Raw genomic sequence first — 17,740 nt, 5'->3', positions numbered from 1 at the left:
GATGTAACCACAAGATTAAAGTGGTCATCATTCTACTCGCACAATTTCAAAAAGAAAGTATTAAAAAAGGAGCCCTTGGGCTCCTTTTCGCAATCTTATTAATGTATTAGCTGTTTTTAAGTGCGCTAATGCGTTTGTCTAACGGCGGGTGACTCATTAAGAATTCAGCCATTGAACGCTTACCATTAATACCTAATGCAGCCATTTGTGCTGGCATTGCACCTGTTTCTGGCCCTGTTTTTAAACGCTCTAATGCAGCAATCATTTTATGCTTACCTGCAAGTTTAGCTGCGCCTTCATCGGCTTTAAATTCACGAATACGTGAGAAGTAAGCCACAATCATTGACGCTAAAATACCGAATAGCATGTCCATGACAAAAACTACGGCCATGTACGCAAACATACCTAAACCTTCACCATCTTCGCTGTTATTAGCAACGACGTTGTTAACAATGCCAGCAACAACACGAGCGGCAAAAATAACGAAGGTATTAACAACACCTTGAATTAAGGTCAATGTCACCATGTCGCCATTGGCAACGTGGCTAACTTCGTGCGCTAATACGCCTTCAATTTCGTCTTGAGTCATACCATAAAGTAGACCAGAACTCACCGCGACCAATGCATTGTCTTTACTTGGACCTGTGGCAAAAGCATTCATTTCTGGTGATTGGTAAATCGCCACTTCTGGCATTTTGATACCCGCTTGCTCAGCTTGACGGGCAACGGTTTCAACTAACCAACGTTCAGTGTTATCACGTGGTGTTGTAATGACTTCACACCCCATGGTCTTTTTAGCCATCCACTTAGAAATCGCTAAACTGATGAATGCACCACCAAAACCGAACATGGCAGCAAAAATTAATAACCCGCTCATGCTTGAGGTACTCACCCCAAGTAACGACATCACAATCGAAGCAACTAGCAAAATTGCTAAGTTGGTGCCAATCAATAACATAATACGTAACATTACAACTCCTATCTGGCACTAACGCCGCTTAAAACTTTCTAATAACGTACAACCATGTCTTCATGCATGATTGTTTAAATCTTTTGCCAATTCTACTTTTTACATTGAGTGTATGGCGATAGCTCAATGCATAATGACATAATATGTCCTGTTAGGTTATTTTCAAGGTGTCATCGAAAAAAATGACATAAAATGACAAGTTCTTGAAAATATCACATCAAGCCTAATCTCAGCTGAATGGTCTTCGTTAAATTATGACTTAATCGCTATCAGAGATAAGAAGAGCGCAAAGTCTAGGTAGATAAGATTAATCCAAGCTTAAATTTATCCTCCATTAATCATTTTCCATCCACTTAGGTTATGGTTTGTAATTAATCTTTGTTAATATCCAATAAATATAAGAATAACTAGCGATTAATTAAACAGTTAAGGAAATCGAAATGGCCGTAAATGCATTAATGCTCAGCAGTTCACGTGAAGGCAATACTCCCTATTTAGCCCATGCCATTGAGTTCATCAAACCGCTTACGACTCACGCAAAAAAATGGGTGTTTATTCCCTACGCAGGCGTGAGTGTCGATTATGATAAATATCTTGCAATGGTCACCGAAGGTTTAGCCCCACTGAATATTGAAGTCAGTAGCATTCATCAATACAGTGACCCAAAACAAGCGATAAAAGATGCAGATGGAATTTTAGTTGGCGGCGGTAATACTTTCCAATTATTAAACGAGTTATACCGTTACGATTTGGTGCATTTATTAAATGAGCAAGTGAGCAATGGTAAGCCATATATCGGCTGGAGTGCTGGCTCAAATATTACAGGGCTGAGTATTCGCACCACAAATGATATGCCAATTGTAGAGCCTGCTTCATTTACTGGCTTAAAACTGTTGCCATTTCAACTAAACCCGCACTACACCAACTATCAAGCACCTGGTCATAACGGTGAAACTCGAGCGCAGCGATTACTTGAATTTACGATTGTCGATCCTATTACGCCAGTTATTGGTATTCAGGAAGGTACAGCCCTTTGGCGTCAAGGTGATACTCTCTCACTTGTCGGTGAAAAAGACGCATATTTATTCCATGGTAAAGAACAAGAGGTCGTCATTCCTGTTGGCAGTGATTTAAGCCATTACTTGGATTAATCTCTCATTAATACTGGGTAGGTTCTGCATAAAACCTTAGCGATTGAATCATACCTAACCAAAAAAGCCTTAAATTCATATTGAATCTAAGGCTTTTTAACGCTTTTAACGCTTTTAACGCTTTTAACGCTTTTAACGCTTTTAACGCTTTTAACCGCTAAGTTAACTCAGCGATTTAGAAAGTATAATTAACTTTAAGACTGAAATAACGGCCCGGTTGCGTGTAATTATCTTCTGTCACACCTAAATTAGACATTAAAAATTTAGATTGACCAGCCACATCAGCGTAATCAATGTACTCAGTGTCAAATACGTTAAATACCCCGCCACGTAATGTCCAATTATCACTTAGCATGACATTAGCCGTGATATCAAATACTGCGTAACCAGCTGTATTGTAAACTTCGTTAAAGCCCATATCTGGCATGCCCGGAATTGGAGGGAAGATATCTAAGTCAGTTGTTCTGTCCATGTTATCAGCAAAACGAACCGTCAACCCAAAATCCACTTCCTTATTAGCAAGGTAAGTGTAGTAATTCATCCCAACATTACCTTTGAGCGGACTAACTGAATTTAAATAATCACCGTTTTGATCTTCACCATGGGTGTAAGCAATGTTACCCCATAGTTCAATTTCATTTGTAAACCAGTGGCTAAATGACGCTTCAGCACCGTATAAAGTCACTTCATCGTAGTTGATATATTGATACTCAAGTGACTGAGGTAGTGCGCAGCCGAAAATACCGCCACACCCAACAAATTCCCAATCAATATAGTCTTTGGCTTGTGTGTAGAATGTGGTCAATTCGTAACGTGTATCACCATGATGACCACGAACCCCTATCTCAACAGTATGGCTTGATTCTGACTCTAAATCGTAGTTTGCTTGAATCAATACAGGGAATGGCATTTTGCCATCTTTAACCTCAAGCTCACCCCATTTTTGATCAGGTGTTGGCATTTTATAACCGTACGCATACTGAGCGTATACGTTGACGTTATCGGTCATATGGTACACAAGACCTAACTTAGGTGACCAAAAGCCATCGCTCATCTCTTCAAAATCAGCAGGATCACGACCAGCATCTTCAGCTTGTTGTTGATCAGGTGTATTGCTGAAGTAATCGTAACGCAAACCTAAAATGGCATTTAACTTACCATCGTAAAAAGTAATATCATCTTGAATGAAAGCACCAACTCGTAAGCTTTTAGTATCTGCAAAAGAGAAGGTATCCGTATCAGATGGCGACCAGCTACCATTGTCATCAATCACTTGATAATCACGAGGGCGGCTCATTTCTGATTGTTCAACATCGAGGCCATAAATAATATTGTGATCGTGACCCGTTAGCGATAATGATTTAGCAAACGTACTTGCAAATCCAACACGGTACTCATCAAATTGGTAATCTCTTTTCTCGGTAATGTCACGAATACCGCCTTGGGCGCCATCATAATAATCACGTTTTTCAGTTTGATCAGTTTTACCGTAATACAAAACAAAATCGACACTATCGTGGATACCACGGTCTTTAGTCGAACGAAGACGCAAAGAGGTATTTAACGCCTGTGTTTGACGGTCGTAGTCAATTGAACTTAAGTTATCTAAGCTGTTTTCCCAGCGATCTAATTTCTGGTTCATGTAATCCACGGTTAACTGTAAGTTAGTGTCATCATTGAAGTGATATTTGCTTTTTACGATAAAGCTATCAGTGACAAGATCACTATCAGGCAAAGTACCATCGTAGTTTTGCTGCTCTTCACCTTCACGGCGTTGATACGTTACTAAGTTATCAAAATTTCCTGCAGAAAATGCACTAGTAAAACCCGCAGTGTACTCATCATTCATACCTGTGTAACCAGCATTCGCCGAGAAGTAGTAATCTTCACCACGTAAATAGTCATCAGCATCTTTAGTGGTCATCACAAGAACACCACCTAATGCATCTGAGCCATACATCGTTGATGCAGCTGCTTTTAATACTTCAACTTGTTTTAAGCCTTCGACTTCTGTCAGGCCACGACCTGTACCTTCAGCACCTGGGCCTAATGGTGATGCGTATTGATTATTTACACGAACACCATCTTTAACCATCATCACACGGTTTCCGCCGATACCGCGAATAGTCACTGAGCTAGGTTTGCCTGCGCCACCTTTAACATCAACAGCGGCTTCATTTTTGAACAGCGTTGCGAAATCTGAACTCATGTTGCGAGCAATAGCTTCTTCATCAATTACAACAACTGAACCAGCAACTTGATCTAATGTTTGCTCAACACGTGAGCCAGAGATAACAATCACTTCATGGAAGTTAGAGATAGATTGTTTAATGTCTTCTTTAGATACAACTTCATCGGTATCTGCCATAACCTGAGGGGATAATGCAGCAGCAATTGCAGCACTAATTAATTTAACTGAAAGTGGTTTCATCAACGCTATCCTTAATTAAAACTTAATAGGAATTAATCTCATCTCGAATTGCGCAGGAGTCTACCATGAAGTATTTTTCACATAGCGATCTCGATCCCAATATCCATTTATCGTGAATAAACTCATTGAGAATTTTCGCTTATGTTTCATTGATGTAAAAACTTTTCAGAATAATATTTACCAATATGAGTCAAAGCTAATTTAAAAAATAACATTTGTCACTTTTTGCATCTAACATCAGTCGTCAAAGCAACACCATCTAAGTTAAGCTTTGGGTTTACATGCCTTTAATAGCCATGAATGTTGACTCAATAATGGTGATTGAAGAGGACTAAAGTCACTTTCAGTAAAATATGGAGTGAAATATGGAGTAAAATATGGAATGAGTACGTTGGCTCGCCAATATAATAGCGAAAGTATGACTCTGTATTTACTAGCATAAAACAGGTTTAGACAATGCTTACCTAAACCTGCTTTAGCAAGCATTAATCAGCGTTTTCTTGGTCAGTGATCTGGGCTAACTCTTCTTGAGTTAATACTCCTCCGCCAAGCGAGCGGTAAAGCGTAATCAGCGATAATAAGCGATCACGCTTAACTTGGCTTAAGGTTAACTCAGCACTAAATAAACTGCGCTGTGCATCCATCAAGTCCAAAGAACTTGAAACTCCATTTCGATAACGCAAAGTGGCTAAGCGAGTGTACTCTTTTGACGCTTCAACCAATTCTTGCTGTGCTTCAATCGCTAACTCTGAACGGCGAAAACTATTCATAGCGTCATTGACCTCAAAGTAAGCTTTGAGCACTGTACTTCGATAATTTAAGTGTGCTTGATTAAATGCTTCTTGTGAGATGTCATATTGCGCAGCGATACGACCGGCATTAAATATAGGCGCAGTAATGCCACCAAGTAATGACCAAGTAACACCTTGGCTATCAAATATACTGCTAAGATCATCGGTTTCAGTGCCATAACTGCCTGTTATAGTAAATTGTGGAAAAAAGGCAGTTTTCGCCACGCCGACATTCGCATTAGCGGCAATAAGTTCTTGCTCTGCCGCCTTGACATCTGGTCGCTGAGATAACATTTGAGATGGCACCCCCACAGTAAAGCTGGTCGGGAACAACTGGCGATAAGCTGTAATCTCCTGCTGAGTTTTAAGCACTAATGGATAGTCAAACTCACCCAAGAGTATTTTTAATTGGTTAGCTTTTGCTTTACGCTCGAAATCTAAGTCAGGTAAAGTGACTTTGGCACTTTGATACTCAACTTCAGCCTGACGAACCTGTAAACCTGAAATCACACCATTTTGTTTACGAAGTCTTGCTAGATCGCGCTCTTTTAAGCGTATTTCAACGGTATTGAGAGAAATTAAATATCGCTGTTCAATATCCAACCATTCATAGTATCGAGATGCGACATCACTAATCAGGCTAATAACCGCTAAATTTAACGCTTCTTGCGCAGATAGGAAGTTTGCATATTCAGCTTCACTGCGACGACGGTTCGCTCCCCAAACATCTAGCTCCCACGATACCGTGCCATCTAAAGTAAACTCGTTACCATGTTCAGGATCGGTATTGGTAATCGCACTATCAATAGAGCGCTCTGCATCTGCATTAATGCCAAAAGCTGGATATAAAGCTGAGTCTGTTACCGTGACTTCTCTTCGTGCAGCAATTAATCTTGAGCGTACAGTTTCTAAGTCTAGATTCTGCGCAAGCGCATGACTGATAAGCACTTGTAAATCTTCATCAAGATAAAACGCTTTCCAATTAGCAAGCCCCAAATTTTCTTGAGACTCTTGTGCTAAATCATCATGATACTGAGCTGGGACTTCAATTTCAGGCCGCTGGTAGTCAGGCCCCATAGCGCAACTGGATAACAGTAACGTTACACTCGCCCCAAAAAGGATAGACAGATAACTTTTTCCTTTGACTCTAATCCCATCAACATCACCTTGTGTCGGGGCAGATAAGCTGGAAAATTTAAGCATGGTTGCCCTCCTCATTCGTGTCCGTATTTTGCACTTTTTGCACAGGATTTGACTTGGTTTCATTTGAGACTTTAGATTTAAACCAACCCACTGTCGTGACGAAAAATAACGGCACCATGACAATACCTATGGTTGTCGCAAACACCATCCCACATAAAATTGGAATAGAAATGCTTTGCCTACTCACAGCTCCTGGGCCAACAGACAGAACCAAAGGTAATACCCCTAGAATAAATGCCATTGAGGTCATTAAGATTGGTCTAAAGCGCATATTGGCAGCCTCTAACGCTGCATCAATTCGACTTTTGCCCTCTTTATGTAATTGATTCGCAAATTCCACAATTAAGATTGAGTTTTTAGCTGCCATACCAATCAAGGCGATAAAGGCCACTTGGAAAAACAAGTTACTTTCCATACCACTCACTAAGGTGCCCAGTGCCGCTCCCAACATTGCAATGGGGGCAATTAGCAGTACAGCAATCGGGATTGTCCAGCTTTCATACAGTGCTGCTAAAAACAAAAAGACAAATAACATGGCCAAGGCGACCGCAATACTCGTTTGATTTGCAGATTGTACTTCTTGGAACGTAATACCAGTCCATTCATAACTAAACTCATTTGGCAGCATTGGTTTTGCTACTCGTTCAATCGCTTTAATCACATCGCCCGAGGCATATCCTTGTGCAGGCGTAGCATTAATCGAGACACTACTGAATAAGTTATAATGGGTCACCGCCGCAGGTCCAACTGAGTATTCATATTTGGCTAACACACCAATGGGCACCATAGCGCCAGATGCCGAGCGTACATAGTAATCTTTAATTTGCTCTGGAAACTGACGATATTGCTCTTCTGCCTGAACCTTCACTCGGTAGACTCTGCCAAATAAATTAAAGTCATTTACGGTAGATGAATCAGTAAATGTTTTAATCGTGCTGTAGATATCTGCCACATTCACGCCAATGGCCATCGCTTTTGCTTCATCAACAGTCAAATGCAGTTGTGGGATTGCACTTTGTAGTGACAAACTAGCTTTAGCGATTTCTGGTTGAAGTTTTAATGCTTCTATCAGTTCATCTGCTGTTTCAGTTAACCCTTTAAAATTGGTACCAGATGTATCTTGCAGCTCCATTTCAACTCCTGAGCCGTTACCTAAGCCCGGAACAGCAGAAGGAAGATAAATATTAAAGTCCGCCTCTAAGATATCTTGAAGTGAACCTTGAATGTCTTTCATCACTTTTTGGACTGTAGCATCTGACTCTGCTCTTTCAGCCCAAGGTTTAAGAATAACTTCAAATTGTCCATTCGCCTGATTTGAGCCTGAACGTTTATTTTCCCCTGCTAGCGTAAATGAATATGCCACCGCGGGATGAGCTAAAACATGAGATTCAGCTTTTTTAAGTACAGCTTGAGAGCGATTAACCGTTGCACCGTCAGGCAAGGACATATCAATGAAAAAGCGGCCTTGATCTTCATCAGGCATAAAACTTGACGGTAAAGACGTCATAATGAAATAAACCCCACCAACCATCAATGCAAACAGTAAATAACTGCGTTTAGCATGCTTGGTTGTCAACGCCACCAGCGATACGTATTTGGTGGTACTCATATCAAGTTTATCGTTCATCCACTTGAAAAAACCAGAGCTCGGCTTATCGCCAGGTTTTAACAATAACGCACATAATGCAGGTGACAGTGTTAAGGCAACCACTGTAGAAATCAGCACTGCGACCGTAATCGCAACAGCAAACTCGCGATACATGATCCCGGTTATGCCAGATAAAAACGAAACTGGTACAAATACCGCAGCTAATACAAGACTGGTCGCCACCAGCGCCCCTGATAATTCCTTCATCGCAACGCGAGTCGCTTCAACCGATGATAGGCCCTTCTCGTTCATTAACCGCTCAACATTTTCAACCACCACAATGGCATCATCCACCACAATACCGATGGCCAGTACCAGCGCTAATAAACTCACCGTATTTATCGTAAAACCAAAAGCTAACATTGCTGCCAATGTGCCAATCAAGGACACAGGTACAGCAATCGCAGGAATTAAAGTGGCTCGCACATTTTGTAAGAATAAAAACACCACTAAGATAACCAAAATAAGCGCTTCTACTAGGGTTTTAACCACTTCATCAATTGAGTTTTCAATAAAGACAGACGCATCAAAAAAGACTTCCCAATTCATACCTTGAGGGAATTTTTCGGCCAGTTTCGCCATTTCTTTTTTAACGTTTTTAGTGACCTCTAGCGCATTGGCTCCTGGTAATAAATACACTTGTAAAATGGTCGCGTTAGCGCCATTTAATTGAGATTGTAATGTATAAGCAGAGGAGCCAAGTTCAATATCGGCAATATCCCGCAATCGAACGATAGAGCCATCATTATTAGCTCTTACTATGATTTCTTTAAACTGAGGAACGCTACTCATACGGCCCGCAGCGGTAATAGGTAATGTCATACTCAGCGCATCACTATTAGGCTGAGAGCCAATAGTGCCAGCTGGCGACTCTTTGTTTTGCGCTTTTATTGCACTAATAACATCAGCAGTCGTTAACCCATAGCCTGCCATAGTGTCAGGTCGTAACCACACCCGCATTGAATAACTGCGCGAACCAGTATTACGAACACGACCGACACCTGGAATACGTTTTAATGCAGACTCAATGTTAATTGTGCCGTAGTTACTGAGGTAAATTTCGTCAAAGCGTTCATCAGTTGAGGTTAACGCAAGCTTTAATAATTCAACAGAGGCTTCTTTTGACACTGAAACGCCTTCCGTTTGCACATCAATTGGCAAACTACCTGTAGCTTGTTGAGTCGAATTTTGAACATCAACAGCTGCCAAGTCAGGATTGGTTCCAACATCAAAAGTTATTGTGACATTGGCACTTCCTGAATTAGTACTTTTTGAACTCATATAAATCATGTTAGGTAAGCCATTGAGCTCTTGCTCAAGTGGCGTGGCAACAGATTCTGCAGCGGTAGTAGACGTTGCACCGGGGTAAGATGCCGATACTTTCACCTGAGGCGGCGTAATATAAGGGTATTGGTCAATAGGCAATTGAAACATGGAAATAAGGCCAAGCAACACAATAACGATTGATATTACGCATGCATAAACGGGGCGATTAACAAAAAACTGAGCCATTATTTTTGCTCCTGTTCTTGTTCCAATATCTGTTGCTGAAGCGCTTGCTCTTTTTCAATTGCATCTTCTTTTTTTAGATATTGTTCTGCAGTTAACGGCTCTGCGAGTTGGCCATGTCGAACACGATGCATGCCTTCGACAATGACTAATTCACCTGCTTTTAAGCCACTCTTAACCACTACACCTAGTTGGCTTTGGTGTTCAATCACAATGAATCTGCGTTCGACTTTATTATTTGGTAATACCACCATGACATACACGCCTCCTTGCTCAACTTGCGTTGCTTTTTGAGGGATCACGATGGCATCTTTCATTTCATTCAACTTGATGCGCACATTGGTGTATTGGCCAGGTAGAAGCTCTCTATTGGGGTTTGGTAATTCTGCTCGCACTTCAAAAGTGCCCGTTTCAGGGTTTACTGATGGGTCAGTAAAGCGAACATTACCTAAGTATCGATATTCACTGTCATCAGGCAAGGTGATAGTGACAAAACCTTCAACCGCTTTACCTTCTGCTTCTGCTTCTTGTTGCTCAGAATAACTGGTCATGCGTCGGCGAGCATTGAGGTAATCTAATGCTGACATATTAAAAGTCACATAGATTGGATCAACTTGTTTAACACGGGTCAATAAAGACTGGCCATTACTGCCAACCAATGCCCCGATATCAACTTCGGAGCGGCTCACTAATCCTGAAATTGGTGAGGTGATTTGGGTATAACTTAACTCAAGCTCAGCTTCTTCAAGCTCTGCTTTACTTGCTGCAAGACTTGAACGAGCCTGAGACAATATCGAAATCGCATTATCAAAATCTAATTGGCTAGCAGCATCTTGCTCATACAAAGGCTTTAAACGTTCAACATCTCGTTGTGACTTATCTAAAACAGACTGCTGAGACTCCACATTCGCTTTTAAACGGTTTACCACAGCCAAATAAGGTCGATTATCAATACTGTAAAGTAAGTCGCCTTCTTTAATGGCGCTCCCTTCAATAAAGCTTTTATCCTGCACAAAACCATCGACACGCGCCCTAACCTCAACATCGAGTGATGCCTTGGTTACACCGACATAATTACCGAATAAAGGCACCGTTGCCGTATCCACTTGTTCAACCACAACCAATTTGGGTGTGATAACAGGTTCTGGGGTTTCACAACCCATTAATAAGGTTACTGCTGCGAATAAAGAAAATGTCGCACGAGTTGCAGAGTTAAATTTTGCCATATCTATAACCTAAACCTTTTGTAGTGAACCGACGCTTCATTGTTTAAATTTTGTTAGTAAGATATTACTACATGTGATTGGGAAATGTTTGAAAAATCGGAGTTTTATTTAGAATTAAACATAGCAGAAAAATAGTCATCGTTTTTACTTATTGCGCTAATACCTCTGTTAAATAAAATAGAAGCGAGTCTCATTAATGACTTCGCTTTATATTAGTTAGAACCAATTAACGCTTAAGTCATATATCATCGCCAAAGTTCAACCTTCTTTATTAACAGAAACAATCACGCAAACTCTTGCTCAATTGAAAAGATATCGTTGAATTTTAGACAGGCCAAACTATCAAGTCATATTGTCGAGTAACACGCGAGCGCTCACATTGGATTTAAACATCATTTTCGTGGCTTTCACGTCACGATATAAACGCTCGTGCGCTGACAGTGAAAAGGTATCTTCTCGAGTCGTATATTGGCGAATCCAATCAATTAACATTGGCAAATTAGCATCTTGTGCTTGTTTGTCGGGATATTTGTGCGGCTCCCATGGACGTCGCTTTGCATTATCAACACATTCACTAACTGGCAGGTTTAGAAAAATAGCTTCTTCAGCAAAAGGAGCGACTAATGCTAATAAGTCAGCATAGCAGCCTTCAATCACCCAATTTGTATTCTTGTCTAAAAATGATTGAATATGAAGCTGAGATTGTTCGAGGGGTAATCGAGTGGGTGGATGAGATGCTTGCCACGCAATGGTGTCTAAATCTAAGTGAGAAAGCTGGTGACGCTTTGCTAAGGCACAAGCCAACGTCGATTTACCTGAGCCTGAATTACCGAAAATAATAACTTTGTTCATATCTCACCCTAGAAACGGTTCAATCACATTGACGTAAAACAAAAATTAAGTGGCGTTTTTACTACCTGATTCAATAAACTCATTCAATAAACTAATGAATTAACCTGACTTTTTTAAACTTACAATAAATTAGTGAGTGTAATAAATTTTGCTGCCTGTGCTGCACTTGGCTGACTTAAATGAGGAATATAGCCCAGAAATGGAGCCGACATTATTTGCTGTAAACTGGCTAAATTTTCTTGCTGATTAGCCATGTTAGGATCGACTTGATTCGCAACCCAACCCGCTATCTTTAACCCATCAGCCACCACAGCTTCTTGAGTTAACAATGCATGGTTCAAACAGCCTAATTTCATCCCAACCACCAAAATAACACCTAACTCGTTGTTAGAGTGTAATCGCTTAACTGAGTCTGACAAGAACTCACCATTGCCAAGGGGTAATCGCCAACCACCCGCACCTTCAATCAAGCTAAAGTCTGCACTCAATAGCGCCGCCAAAGGTAATGACTCCACAACCCCTTGCGCGGTTAACTTGACCCCTTGCGCGTTTGCTGCAATGTGTGGCGCGATGGCAGGTTCAAATGAAACAGGATTAATCTGCGAATATTCAAGTTTAATACTGGACTGAGCGATTAACGCTAATGCGTCGCTATTTCTTAGCCCTTGGGACGTTTGTTCACAACCTGAAGCTATCGGTTTTACACCTATGGTTGAGCCATTAGCGGCATGCAGCAATGCTGAAGAAACTAATGTTTTACCACTATCAGTATCTGTACCTGTGACAAAATAGAGCATCGCAATTCGCCTTATTTTTTAATCAAATGTAAGTAGGTAATTTGGTATGTCAGTGGAATACCTTGCTCAACTCTCAGTGATTCCGCTTTCTCAGTCAGTGCAAGCCAGTCTTGGCGGCCTCGTAAACTCACTGAGCCTTGCTTTTCTTTAGACTGAGTTTGCTGATGTGACTTAACTGACGCCCCAACTCCTTTGATGGAATACAATAAAGTGCGTAAGTCTGTAAAATATAAACTCTCACTGCAATGCTCAGCGTTTTCAATCTGCCAGTGGTGCTTATTTGCTTGAGCGACGATGTCATCAAAATGAGAAAAATCATTGTGCCCCAGCCCCAATTTGCTTAATTCAGGTAAACTGCCCGCAGACACAATACTAATTAAACAATGAGCACCTGGCTTTAATATACGATAAAACTCACTTAGCACTGCGGGTAAGTCTTCACACCACTGCAATACTAAGTTTGAATACAAACCATTAAATTGATTGGCACTAAGCGGTAATGCTGCAGCATCGGCACATAGCGTATGGTAATCAGGAAAATCTTGCTTCACCATAGCTAGCATTTCCGATGACAAGTCAACCGCCATTACCTGCTTGATTTGATTTTGCTGTGGATTAACTAAAGTAAAATCAGTACCAGGACCACAGCCGATATCAACAATATCTCCAGATAAAATTTGGTGTTTCAGTAATTTTTCTGCTGTTCTTCTTTGCAACACATCATGCTGTTTATAACATTTGGCCGCTTGAGAAAACTTTTCAGCTACTGGATTTTTAAAAGTCATCGATACTCTCAAATAGGAGATAACTGCAAATTGGCAGTGTATAAAATATAATTTTAATTGTGTGGATGGATTAATCTAGATAATGCCATGACCAACTGATTTATCTGTGTTTTTGTGTGCTGTGTATTAAGTGTAATTCGAAGCCTTGCTTGACCTTTGGGCACGGTGGGCGGTCTAATCGCGCCAACAAGTAACCCTACCGCCCTCAATTGCTCCGCAACCATAACAGTCTGCTCACTGCTGCCGATAATAACGGGTTGAATAGCGGTTTCAGACTCTGTTAAATCGATTTTTTCTTGCGCGCAAGCCTGTTTAAAATAGTGAATATTGTCTTGAAGCGAATTAAGCCGATGAGGTGAACTTTGGGTGAGTTTCACTGCCGCGAGCGCTAAGTGTGCATTAGCAGGCGATAGTGCTGTTGAATATATATAGTGACGAGATTGAGCAACCATGTAATCAATCACAGCTTGACTGCCTAATATCGCAGCGCCTTGACAACCTAATGCTTTACCGAAAGTCACAACTTGTATATCACAATATTGGCTAACGGAGCTGGCAGCCAATACCCCAAAACCATGCGCATCATCAACAACTAACCACGTATTATACTGTTGGCACAAGCCTTTTAACTCAGCTAACGGCGCTTTGTCACCGTCCATACTAAACACACTTTCGGTCAGTAATATTGATTCGGGATGACGAGTTAACAACTGCTCAGCATGCTGTAAATCATTATGCTTAAAGCGTTTAAGGCTTGCACCTGAATCCTTTACGCCGTCAATCATTGAAGCGTGGATTAACTTATCCGCTATGACGACATCATTGCCATCGACAAGTGTTTTAAGTAATGCTTGATTTGCACTGAATCCAGAGCAAAACAATAACCCAGCTTCATGTCCTGTGACCTCACACAAGTGTTTCTCTAAATCATGATGCGCTTGACTGTAACCTGAAACTAAAGGTGACGCCTTACTGCCCACACCATAACGATTTGCACCTTGATTTAAAGCGGAAATCATTTCAGCACTGGTGGCTAAACCTAAATAGTCATTGTGACTAAAGTCAATTACATGTGAAGAAACGCCTGTCTGATTACGCTTTCTAAGCAAGCCATCTTGATCCAGCTGTTGCATGCGCTGATTGATCTTATCGAGTAACGGATGACTTGCCATAAATACAGCCTGCTTTTATAACGAACAATTCTCTAGAAAAATCTTAAATCGCACCAGCGTCAAAGAACTGCTTAGTCGCCTTATCTTTTTTAGCATTGGCCTTAGCTAATAAAGCGCTATCAGATTCTATATTGGCAGAGGGGCCTTGTTCAGGATGAAGACCTAAACGCTTAAATAACGTCATGTCATCATTTTCTTCTGGATTCGGTGTGGTTAATAACTTGCAACCATAGAATATCGAATTGGCGCCTGCAAAAAAGCACATAGATTGCAGTTCATCAGTCATGTTTTCACGACCTGCCGATAAGCGAACTCGTGATTTAGGCATAATGATCCTAGCCACAGCGATGGTGCGTACAAACTCAAGTGGATCGAGATCATCAATTTTTTCAAATGGTGTTCCAGCTACCTTAACTAACATATTAATTGGCACTGAATCAGGGTGCTGCTCAAGATTTGCTAACTGTTGTAAAAGCCCTGCACGGTCAGTCGCTTTCTCGCCCATGCCAACAATCCCGCCAGAACACACTTTCATGCCTGAAGCACGTACATTAGATAAAGTATCAATACGGTTTTGGTAAGTACGCGTGGTAATAACATCACCATAGTATTCTGGCGATGTATCTAGGTTATGGTTGTAGTAATCAAGACCCGCATCAGCAAGTTCATCTGACTGCTCTTTTGACAACATACCAAGTGTCATGCAGGTTTCCATGCCTAATGCTTTTACATCCTTAACCATTTGCGTTAAATAAGGCATGTCACGCTCTCGTGGGTTTCGCCAAGCTGCGCCCATACAAAAACGAGAAGCGCCAGCGGCTTTAGCACTTTTAGCCTCAGTCAACACCTTTTCAATCTCTAATAAACGCTCTTTTTCAAGACCTGTATCATAACGAGCACTTTGAGGGCAATATTTACAGTCTTCTGGGCATGCGCCGGTTTTTATCGATAATAAACGACTAATTTGTACTTCGTTAGGATCAAAAGTTTCACGATGAATACTGTGTGCTTTGAACAGTAAATCATTCATAGGTAAAGCAAATAATGCTTCAATTTCTGCTTTGCTCCAATCGTGACGGATCGCTGACGATGACATGGTTAATCCTTTTTATTCATTTTATATTCGCTTGTTGTTGGGTTAGGATACCTTGAGCATGTAAACTGTCAATGCTACCAAGCAACACAACTTGACTAACGGTTAAAATATGAACAACCCATTACAACAATCTTCAGCTAATATTGATTTCGAATTTGATAAAAAGCATATATGGCACCCTTATACTTCTATGCATAACGCGGCAAAAGTAACCGGTGTGGTTAGTGCTGAGGGATGTGAGTTAACCCTAAGCGATGGCCAAGTTGTTATTGATGGCACCAGTTCTTGGTGGGCTTGTATCCATGGCTATAATCGTCCTGAAATTATTGAAGCCATGCAGTATCAATTAACCACATTAAGCCATGTGATGTTTGGCGGTATTACCCACGCACCTGCCGTTAACTTGTGTAAGCGCCTTGTGGATATGACGAGCCCTAATCTGACTAAAGTATTTTTAGCTGATTCAGGATCAATTGCAGTTGAAGTTGCGATGAAAATGGCAATGCAATATTGGCAAGGTAAAAACCAATTCAAAAAACAACGAATATTAACGGTTAAACGCGGCTATCACGGCGACACGTTTGCCGCGATGAGCGTATGCGATCCAGATAACGGTATGCACACCATGTTTGGTGACGCAGTCACCGAGCAATTGTTTGCCCCAGCGCCGACGTCTTCTTTTGGAGAAACTTTAGCAGATAATGATACTGCTGCACTCGAAGCCATATTACAGCAACATCACCACAATATTGCTGCACTGATTATTGAGCCTATTATGCAGGCAGCGGGTGGGATGCACTTTTATTCTGCTGAGTATTTAAAAGCAATTCGACAACTTTGTGATCAATACAATGTACTTTTAATCCTGGATGAAATAGCCACAGGTTTCGGCAGAATTGGAAAGTTATTCGCATATGAATATGCCGAAATCGAAGCTGATATTTTATGCTTAGGCAAGGCGTTGACAGGGGGGTACATCAGTTTAGCTGCGACAATTTGCAGCGATGAAGTCGCTAATGGCGTTAGTGACTCCCCTGCCGGTGTTTTTATGCATGGTCCAACTTTTATGGGTAATCCACTCGCTTGCTCTGCTGCAGATGCCAGCTTAAAAATATTACAAACGGGTCAATGGCAACATCAAGTGGATGCCATCGAAAAGCAAATGAAGCAAGAACTAGCCGAAGCAATTGAATTTGAACATGTCATAGATGTACGAGTACTTGGCTCAGTTGGCGTAATAGAAATGAACAGTGCCATTAACACCGGGGCACTACAGCAAGCATTTATTAAGCTTGGCGTATGGATAAGACCTTTTGGTCATGTACTGTATATCACTCCGCCATACACGATTAGCTCGGAGCAATTAACCACATTGACCCAAGCTTTGAAAACCATCGCTAAAAACATCACATTAGAGCAAGCTACGGCTGATACATTCAGTAATGGCTAATTATTTATCTGTGCAGCAACTCGCTTCAATTAATCATATTTTAACTGCTATAACCACTATCGTTAGACTTTTAAATTGATTAGAGCCAGAAATATATAAAGTCGCCAGACCTAGAAACAATTTCTAGTTTGGCTACTTAGCCTCTGCAATCATGCGCCGCATACCATAAAAGCGACTCATTAAGCTGATTGATACTAACTCCATGTTTGAGTTATGACTTCACAATCAGTGTTACCCTGTAAATTTTTCGAATACAATTAGCAAATACGATTAACATGTGCATATTGCAAGACACCACACCAACCAATATTACCAAAAAACATTACCAAGTAGACTTACCAATTAAGACTCATCTGTAGAAAAAACCAAAAAAGTTACATTGTTTTAATATAATCAAATCAACAATCTGATGATTAATTCAGCACTAATCGCTACTTTTAGCGACTAACACCTAACCAATCAACTTAAAATCTGACATAAACAAGCAGCCAACACTTTTATCCCTATTTAGCTGTCATTAAACCTCACCGCCAATCATTACCAGATTGGTAATAACATGTTGCATTAATTGGTAACGTGTTATATAAATGTTTCTGTTGTTTAAAATAACAACAATTGGTCATACCAAAAAAGGCAAGACCAAAGGGAATAATTTTCGG

General features: G+C 40.8%; 12 protein-coding genes. 2 read left to right on the top strand and 10 right to left on the bottom strand.

Annotated features, from left to right (window positions below):
* Window positions 1-106: 106 nt before the first annotated feature.
* Window positions 107-970, bottom strand: a complete 864-nt coding sequence (gene htpX, locus J8L86_RS13570) for a protease HtpX (protein WP_055026313.1) — start codon at window positions 968-970, stop codon at window positions 107-109.
* A 440-nt stretch (window positions 971-1,410) separates the two neighbouring features.
* Between htpX and pepE the strand changes: the two genes are divergently transcribed.
* Window positions 1,411-2,121, top strand: coding sequence for a dipeptidase PepE (pepE, locus tag J8L86_RS13565; RefSeq protein WP_065108312.1), 711 nt, complete (start codon window positions 1,411-1,413; stop codon window positions 2,119-2,121).
* A gap of 175 nt (window positions 2,122-2,296) precedes the next feature.
* Here pepE and J8L86_RS13560 read toward each other — a convergent pair whose 3' ends face one another.
* The 9 genes from J8L86_RS13560 to bioB all read right to left on the bottom strand — a co-directional run bounded on the left by J8L86_RS13560 (window position 2,297) and on the right by bioB (window position 15,631).
* A complete protein-coding gene (locus tag J8L86_RS13560) occupies window positions 2,297-4,552 on the bottom strand; it encodes a TonB-dependent hemoglobin/transferrin/lactoferrin family receptor (protein WP_211030811.1) in 2,256 nt (751 codons plus the stop codon).
* 485 nt (window positions 4,553-5,037) lie between these two features.
* On the bottom strand, window positions 5,038-6,546 hold the full coding sequence (locus tag J8L86_RS13555) for an efflux transporter outer membrane subunit (RefSeq protein ID WP_082972176.1): 1,509 nt from the start codon (window positions 6,544-6,546) through the stop codon (window positions 5,038-5,040).
* Window positions 6,539-9,706: a multidrug efflux RND transporter permease subunit gene (locus J8L86_RS13550; RefSeq protein WP_211030810.1), complete on the bottom strand. Its 3,168-nt coding sequence runs from the start codon at window positions 9,704-9,706 to the stop codon at window positions 6,539-6,541. Before J8L86_RS13550 ends, J8L86_RS13555 begins: the two co-directional genes overlap by 8 nt.
* On the bottom strand, window positions 9,706-10,929 hold the full coding sequence (locus tag J8L86_RS13545; protein ID WP_055026317.1) for an efflux RND transporter periplasmic adaptor subunit: 1,224 nt from the start codon (window positions 10,927-10,929) through the stop codon (window positions 9,706-9,708). The genes J8L86_RS13550 and J8L86_RS13545 overlap by 1 nt, the downstream gene beginning before the upstream one ends.
* A 342-nt stretch (window positions 10,930-11,271) precedes the next feature.
* Entirely contained in the window at window positions 11,272-11,781 is a 510-nt protein-coding gene (locus tag J8L86_RS13540) for an AAA family ATPase (protein ID WP_211030809.1), read from the bottom strand.
* A 119-nt stretch (window positions 11,782-11,900) separates the two neighbouring features.
* Window positions 11,901-12,578: a dethiobiotin synthase gene (gene bioD / locus J8L86_RS13535; RefSeq protein ID WP_211030808.1), complete on the bottom strand. Its 678-nt coding sequence runs from the start codon at window positions 12,576-12,578 to the stop codon at window positions 11,901-11,903.
* Window positions 12,579-12,589: 11 nt separating this feature from the next.
* On the bottom strand, window positions 12,590-13,363 hold the full coding sequence (locus J8L86_RS13530) for a methyltransferase domain-containing protein (protein WP_065108317.1): 774 nt from the start codon (window positions 13,361-13,363) through the stop codon (window positions 12,590-12,592).
* 53 nt (window positions 13,364-13,416) lie between these two features.
* Window positions 13,417-14,535: an 8-amino-7-oxononanoate synthase gene (locus tag J8L86_RS13525; protein WP_211030807.1), complete on the bottom strand. Its 1,119-nt coding sequence runs from the start codon at window positions 14,533-14,535 to the stop codon at window positions 13,417-13,419.
* Between the two features lie 43 nt (window positions 14,536-14,578).
* Entirely contained in the window at window positions 14,579-15,631 is a 1,053-nt protein-coding gene (gene bioB, locus J8L86_RS13520) for a biotin synthase BioB (RefSeq protein WP_055026322.1), read from the bottom strand.
* A gap of 109 nt (window positions 15,632-15,740) precedes the next feature.
* Here bioB and bioA point away from each other — a divergent pair, with 109 nt between their 5' ends.
* Complete coding sequence (gene bioA, locus J8L86_RS13515; protein WP_211030806.1) at window positions 15,741-17,081, top strand: adenosylmethionine--8-amino-7-oxononanoate transaminase; 1,341 nt, start codon at window positions 15,741-15,743, stop codon at window positions 17,079-17,081.
* Window positions 17,082-17,740 lie beyond the last annotated feature (659 nt).

It is taken from the genome of Shewanella sp. MMG014 (assembly GCF_018100775.1).
GTDB classification, from domain to species: Bacteria; Pseudomonadota; Gammaproteobacteria; order Enterobacterales; family Shewanellaceae; genus Shewanella; species Shewanella japonica.
Note: the sequence above shows the minus strand (reverse complement) of the source record. Positions and strands in the feature narration are given on the sequence as shown.

What these genes read in the sequence shown, in the direction of transcription:
- htpX (WP_055026313.1), bottom strand. Translation starts at nt 970, where the DNA reads ATGTTACGTATTATGTTATTGATTGGCACCAACTTAGCAATTTTGCTA.
- pepE (WP_065108312.1), top strand. Translation starts at nt 1,411, where the DNA reads ATGGCCGTAAATGCATTAATGCTCAGCAGTTCACGTGAAGGCAATACT.
- J8L86_RS13560 (WP_211030811.1), bottom strand. Translation starts at nt 4,552, where the DNA reads ATGAAACCACTTTCAGTTAAATTAATTAGTGCTGCAATTGCTGCTGCA.
- J8L86_RS13555 (WP_082972176.1), bottom strand. Translation starts at nt 6,546, where the DNA reads ATGCTTAAATTTTCCAGCTTATCTGCCCCGACACAAGGTGATGTTGAT.
- J8L86_RS13550 (WP_211030810.1), bottom strand. Translation starts at nt 9,706, where the DNA reads ATGGCTCAGTTTTTTGTTAATCGCCCCGTTTATGCATGCGTAATATCA.
- J8L86_RS13545 (WP_055026317.1), bottom strand. Translation starts at nt 10,929, where the DNA reads ATGGCAAAATTTAACTCTGCAACTCGTGCGACATTTTCTTTATTCGCA.
- J8L86_RS13540 (WP_211030809.1), bottom strand. Translation starts at nt 11,781, where the DNA reads ATGAACAAAGTTATTATTTTCGGTAATTCAGGCTCAGGTAAATCGACG.
- bioD (WP_211030808.1), bottom strand. Translation starts at nt 12,578, where the DNA reads ATGCTCTATTTTGTCACAGGTACAGATACTGATAGTGGTAAAACATTA.
- J8L86_RS13530 (WP_065108317.1), bottom strand. Translation starts at nt 13,363, where the DNA reads ATGACTTTTAAAAATCCAGTAGCTGAAAAGTTTTCTCAAGCGGCCAAA.
- J8L86_RS13525 (WP_211030807.1), bottom strand. Translation starts at nt 14,535, where the DNA reads ATGGCAAGTCATCCGTTACTCGATAAGATCAATCAGCGCATGCAACAG.
- bioB (WP_055026322.1), bottom strand. Translation starts at nt 15,631, where the DNA reads ATGTCATCGTCAGCGATCCGTCACGATTGGAGCAAAGCAGAAATTGAA.
- bioA (WP_211030806.1), top strand. Translation starts at nt 15,741, where the DNA reads ATGAACAACCCATTACAACAATCTTCAGCTAATATTGATTTCGAATTT.